Raw genomic sequence first — 4964 nt, forward strand, 5'->3', positions numbered from 1 at the left:
CGCCCACAGCGCCCGCGTCACCTTCTCCGGGCGCAACGCCCGCGCCCGGCCGGCCGCCCGGGTCCGCTTCCCTGCCCCTGCCGGTGCCCTTTTCGGGGCACAGTCCCCGTACCTCCGTCGCGTTCGGCGTCACCAGCCGGGCGCCGGGCACGGGCGCCCCGCCCCGGGGATGGGGGTCCCAGACCAGCGGTGTGTGCGGTGCCACGGCCGCCAGATGGTCCCGTACGGCGTCGGCGGTGTGGCGTCCGTAGTCGGCGACGAGGATCGCGTCGGCCTGGTCCAGGGCCTCCCGTACGGCGGCGCAGGGAGCGCAGGGCGTGCCGCCGCCCCGGTCCATCCGCACGAGGGGGCGGCCGCCCGAGAGGACCCGCGTCTTCACGGGCAGGGTGCCCTCCAGGGGGAGTTCGACGAGCCGGACCCGGCCGCGCAGCTCCCGTCGTACGGCGTCGCTCGCCTCGTCCGCGCCGAGTGCGGTCACCAGCACCACCTCACGGCCGTCGCCGGCCGTGAGAGTGGCCGCCAGGGCGGCGGCGAGTCCGGCCCCGCCGGGGCGGCGTCGGCTGCCGGTGACGTCGACGACGGGCGCGGGCGCGTCCGGGGCCAGCCGGGTGGCGGTGCCCTCCACGTCCTCGTCCAGCAGCGTGTCCCCCACGACCACCAGCGGCCCGGAGGCTCCGCGTGCCCTGCCCGCCTCCGCCCGCCGTATGCCGTCCGTGCGGTGCGCCCCGGTCATGACGCCCTCCCGCGGACCGGTACCGGGTCCGGGCGGCGGGTGCCCGCGGCGACGGCGGCGTCGAAGCACTCGCACAGCAGGTGGACCGCGACCAGGTGGGTCTCCTGGACGGTCGCCGTGCTGTCGGCGTCGACGGCCAGCGTCTCGTCGGCGGCGTCGGCCAACGGGTTGGGCGAGGGCCCCGTCATCGCCCAGACCCGCAGTCCGGCCCGGCGGGCGGTGACGGCCGCGGTGATCAGGTTCGCGCTGCGGCCGGACGTGGACAACAGCAGGAGCAGATCGCCGGGACGGCCGTGCGCCGCGACCTGCCGGGCGAAGACGTGGTCGAAGCCGTAGTCGTTGCCGATGGCGGTCACGCTCGATGTCTCGGCGTGCAGGGAGATCGCCGAGTACGCGGGGCGTTCCCGCTGGTAGCGGCCCACGAGTTCGGCGGTGAGATGCTGGGCCTGGGCGGCGCTGCCGCCGTTGCCCGCGGCGAGCAGCCGACCGCCGGCCGGCAGGACGTCGGCGAGGCGCCCACCCCACTCCGCGATCCGGCCGAGGCCGTCCCGCCGGAGTCGGCCGAGCGCCTGTTCGAGGGAGCGGCAGTGCAGGTGTGCGGCGTCGAGTGCACGGGATTCGGTCATGGCGATCGGGTGCGCCGCGTCCCCGAGGGGACGGCGGCCTGACCCGCACCTCCTTCGGACCTGTGGGGGTTCGCGGTCGGACGGACCTGTGGGGGTTCGCGTTCGGAATGCCGTGGGGCGGGGCCGTCAGACGACGCCGGTCATGGCGGGGCGGGCGTCGACGACCCTCTCGTACGCCGCCTCGGTCGCCATGCCGACGCGGTCCCAGCAGTAGCGGCGCAGGACGCGGCGGCGGCCGGTCTCCCCGCACGCGGCGCGGGCGCCGGGGTCGGCGAGGAGTTCAGCGACAGCACCGGCCAGCGCCTGAGGGTGCCGGGGCGGCACCAGCCGCCCGGTGCCGGGGTCGGCGACCGTGTCCAGCTGACCGCCCACCGTGCTGGCGACCACCGGCCGGCCGCAGGCCATCGCCTCCAGCGGCACGATGCCGAACGGTTCGTAGTCCGCGGGGCACACCACCACGTCGGCGCCGCGCAGCAGCGGCGGTACCTCACGACTCGGCACCCCGCCGGTGAAGCGGACCCGGTCGGCGACGCCCACCGCGTCGGCGAGGGCGCGCAGCCTGCGGACCTCGGGGTCGTCCGCGAGCCGGTCCGCCGGAGGGCCGCCGGCCACGACGAGTTCGGTGTCGGGCAGCAGGGCGAGGGCGGCGATCGAGACGGCGGCGCCCTTGCGCGGCACCAGACGCCCCAGTTGCAGCACCCGATGGGGGAGGGGACCGCGTGCCATGGCCGGACCGCGCGGCGTGAACAGCGCGGTGTCGACCCCGCAGGGCACGACGCACACCTTGCTCGACGGGACCCCCATACGGGCCAGCTCGTCGACCTCGTCCCGGCAGGTCGCCACGACCCGGTCGCAGGCGAGGCCCACCTCCCGCTCCAGCGCGATCCGCTGCGGCGGACTGGTGTCGGCGCGCTGCTGGTGCCGTCGCTTCACCGTGCCGAGGGCGTGGTAGGTGTGCAGCAGCGGCAGCCCCAGCTCACGGGTGGCCCGCAGGGCGGCGACGCCCGACATCCAGAAGTGGGAGTGCACCACGTCCGGCGGCCCCGACCGCCACACCTGGACGAGGTAGCGGCCGAAGTCCCCCATGTGGGGCAGGAGTTCGTCCTTGGGGAGCGACTCCGGGGGACCGGCGGGCACATGGTGCACCGTCACCCCGTGGCGCAGCGGCACCTCGTCGGGCAGGTCCGGCGCGTCCCGGCGGGTGTACACGGTGACCTCGTGGCCCCGGTCGGCGAGCGCCGAGGCGAGGGCGGCGACATGGACGTTCTGCCCGCCCGCGTCCACCCCGCCGAGGACGGCGAGCGGACTCGCGTGCTCCGAGACCAGCGCGATGGATCGGGGGCGCGGAGAGGAGGCGATACCGCCGAGCCGGAAGGGGGTGAGGATCGAGTTCATGAGCGGGCCTCCGTCATCACGCGCTCCCAGTCGTCCAGGAAGCGCTTGAGTCCGTACCGTTGGAGGGCCGCCTGCCGGGCTCGCGCACCGTCCGCGGCGGCCGCCGCGGGGTCCTCCAGGTAGTGGCGTACGGCCCGGGCGAGCACCTCGGGCCGGGTGGACAGGGTGCCCGCGTCCGCCGGTACCGCCTCGACGGCCTCGGTGGTCGCGAGCGCCACGACCGGCATCCCCAGATGCATCGCCTCCAGCAGGGACAGGCCGAGGGACGTCCAGCGCACCGGGTGCAGATAGAGGCGGCGCTGGGCCATGGCGGGGTGCAGATGGTTCTGGGGCAGGTCGGCGGAGCGACAGCGGTCCTCCGGCAGGCCCAGGTGGGCGGCCAGCCCCTCGGTACCCATGCCGAAGACGTCGAGCGGCGCCGCCTGAGCGAGGGCGGGCAGCAGGTCGGTGCCGGTGTACCGGCCGCGCCGTACGGGTTCGTTGACGACGACGGCCGCGCGGGGGAGCCGTCCCGTGTACTGGTGCCCGGGGTCGACGATGCCGTGCTCGATCACCGCCGTAGGGGTGGCGCCGCAGTCCCAGAACAGCCGGTTGAAGTGGGTGACGTGCACCAGCGTCAGATCGTCGCGGTCGGCGTACGGATGCCGGGTCCCCGGCACGTCGCCGTCCGGCGCGTTGTGCTCCAGATAGACGGCGGGCACGTCACGCCCGGGGCGTCGGCCGCCCAGCCAGCGCTCGGCGAGCGCGAGTTCGTGCGGCCGCTGGAGGACCACCAGGTCCACCGGCGCCTCCCGCAGGTCCTCGGGCGGCACCTCGCGCACCGAGGCCGGCCAGGAGAACGTCCGGGCGCGCCCGAGGCCGTCCGGCCCCCGGTCCGGAGTCACGGGAACGAGATAGGTGTGGGGGCCCTGCACGAAGGCCGTCGTCCAGGAGCCGTGCACATGCCACAGCAGGATGTTCATACGGTCGCTCCTCGTTCCGTCGCACGGTCGCCGGCCCGCCCCGGCCAGGCCGCGTCGCGGCTCCACGGGTCGGGGCGGACGGGCCGCCCGGTGCGGTCGTCGGACGGGCCGCCGAGTGCCGCGACGGCGGCCAGGACCTGCCGGTCGCCGACACCGTCGAGGCACGGGTGCCCCGACAGCGGACACCTCCGGGCCCGGCTCCCGGCGCACGCGGCGCCCTGGTCCCCGAGCAGGACGTGCGGCACGCCGTACGGGCGCCAGCGCTCGGCCGGCACCACCGGCGCGAACAGACAGACCACGGGGGTCCCCACCGCGGCGGCGAGATGCGTCGGCCCGGTGTTGCCGGCCACCGTCACGCGTGCCCCGGCCAGCACCCCCGCCAACTGCCGCAGATCGGTGGCGCCGCCGAGGTCGAGGGCGTGCCCGCCGGCGACGTACGAGGTGAGGTCCCGCTCGTCCGGTCCTCCGGTGACCACGACGCGGTGGCCCGCCGCGGACAGGGCGGCCGCGGCCCGTGCCGCCCGGCCGGGACTCCAGGCGCGGGCCGGTACCGCGGCCCCCGGATGCAAGACCACGTACGGTTCGCCACCGGTCAGCGGCGTCATGTCCGGGGGCGGCAGGACACGCAGTGCCCCGTCGTCGCCGGGCGGCAGCGCGCAGCCCGCGTCCCGCGCCAGGTCCAGGGCCGCCAGGGCCTCGTGACGGTGGGGCAGCCGCCGGTGGCGCAGATCGAGCAGTGCGCCGGGGTAGTCCTCGCTGTCGGCGGCGATCCGGCCCACCCCGGCCAGCTTCAGCAGCAGTGCCGCCGGCAGCGGGCTCTGGTGGTACGACACCAGCACCAGGGCGCGGTCGAAGCGGCGGGCCGCCACCTCCTCGACCAGCCGGTCGGTGGCGGTCCGTGACACGGGGGCCGGGTCCAGTCCCACCCACGGGGCGTCGTGCACGAGCACCTCGTCCACGCCCGGCAGCAGCCGCGCGGCCGCGGCCCCCTGCGGCCCGCACAGCAGCGCGGTGTGGTCCGACCCGGCGGCGACCGCGCGGACGGCGGGACCGGCCAGGAGCACGTCACCGGCGCTGTCCAGACGCACGACGAGGCTGCGGGGGAGGGCGGTGGCGGCGCTCATGGCCGGCCTCCCGTGGTGACGGCGGCCGGGCAGTCACCACCGGTCTCGGGGTCGACGGCGGCCGGGCGACTGCCACGGCTCCCGGGAGCGACGGCGGCCGGGCGGCTACTACGGGTCTCGGGGT

At 76.6% G+C, this 4964-nt stretch carries 4 protein-coding genes and 1 pseudogene; all 5 read right to left on the reverse strand.

Translation table 11 applies throughout. The features are described 5' to 3' along the window. Positions 1-733 (reverse strand): annotated as a pseudogene (locus AOK23_RS38815) (hypothetical protein); the annotation flags it as partial. Next, on the reverse strand, positions 730-1359 hold the full coding sequence (locus AOK23_RS38820; protein WP_055717167.1) for a D-sedoheptulose-7-phosphate isomerase: 630 nt from the start codon (positions 1357-1359) through the stop codon (positions 730-732). The pseudogene AOK23_RS38815 and the gene AOK23_RS38820, both read right to left, overlap by 4 nt. A gap of 126 nt (positions 1360-1485) precedes the next feature. Beyond that, positions 1486-2754, reverse strand: a complete 1269-nt coding sequence (locus AOK23_RS38825) for a glycosyltransferase (protein WP_055717168.1) — start codon at positions 2752-2754, stop codon at positions 1486-1488. Next, on the reverse strand, positions 2751-3716 hold the full coding sequence (locus tag AOK23_RS38830) for a glycosyltransferase (protein ID WP_055717169.1): 966 nt from the start codon (positions 3714-3716) through the stop codon (positions 2751-2753). The genes AOK23_RS38825 and AOK23_RS38830 overlap by 4 nt, the downstream gene beginning before the upstream one ends. Continuing rightward, on the reverse strand, positions 3713-4840 hold the full coding sequence (locus AOK23_RS38835; RefSeq protein WP_079049949.1) for a glycosyltransferase family 9 protein: 1128 nt from the start codon (positions 4838-4840) through the stop codon (positions 3713-3715). The genes AOK23_RS38830 and AOK23_RS38835 overlap by 4 nt, the downstream gene beginning before the upstream one ends. Positions 4841-4964: the final 124 nt, after the last annotated feature.

Origin of the sequence: Streptomyces torulosus (genome assembly GCF_001419765.1) — a bacterium.
In the GTDB taxonomy this organism is placed as follows: domain Bacteria; phylum Actinomycetota; class Actinomycetes; order Streptomycetales; family Streptomycetaceae; genus Streptomyces; species Streptomyces torulosus.

What these genes read in the sequence shown, in the direction of transcription:
- AOK23_RS38835 (WP_079049949.1), bottom strand. Translation starts at nt 4,840, where the DNA reads ATGAGCGCCGCCACCGCCCTCCCCCGCAGCCTCGTCGTGCGTCTGGAC.
- AOK23_RS38830 (WP_055717169.1), bottom strand. Translation starts at nt 3,716, where the DNA reads ATGAACATCCTGCTGTGGCATGTGCACGGCTCCTGGACGACGGCCTTC.
- AOK23_RS38825 (WP_055717168.1), bottom strand. Translation starts at nt 2,754, where the DNA reads ATGAACTCGATCCTCACCCCCTTCCGGCTCGGCGGTATCGCCTCCTCT.
- AOK23_RS38820 (WP_055717167.1), bottom strand. Translation starts at nt 1,359, where the DNA reads ATGACCGAATCCCGTGCACTCGACGCCGCACACCTGCACTGCCGCTCC.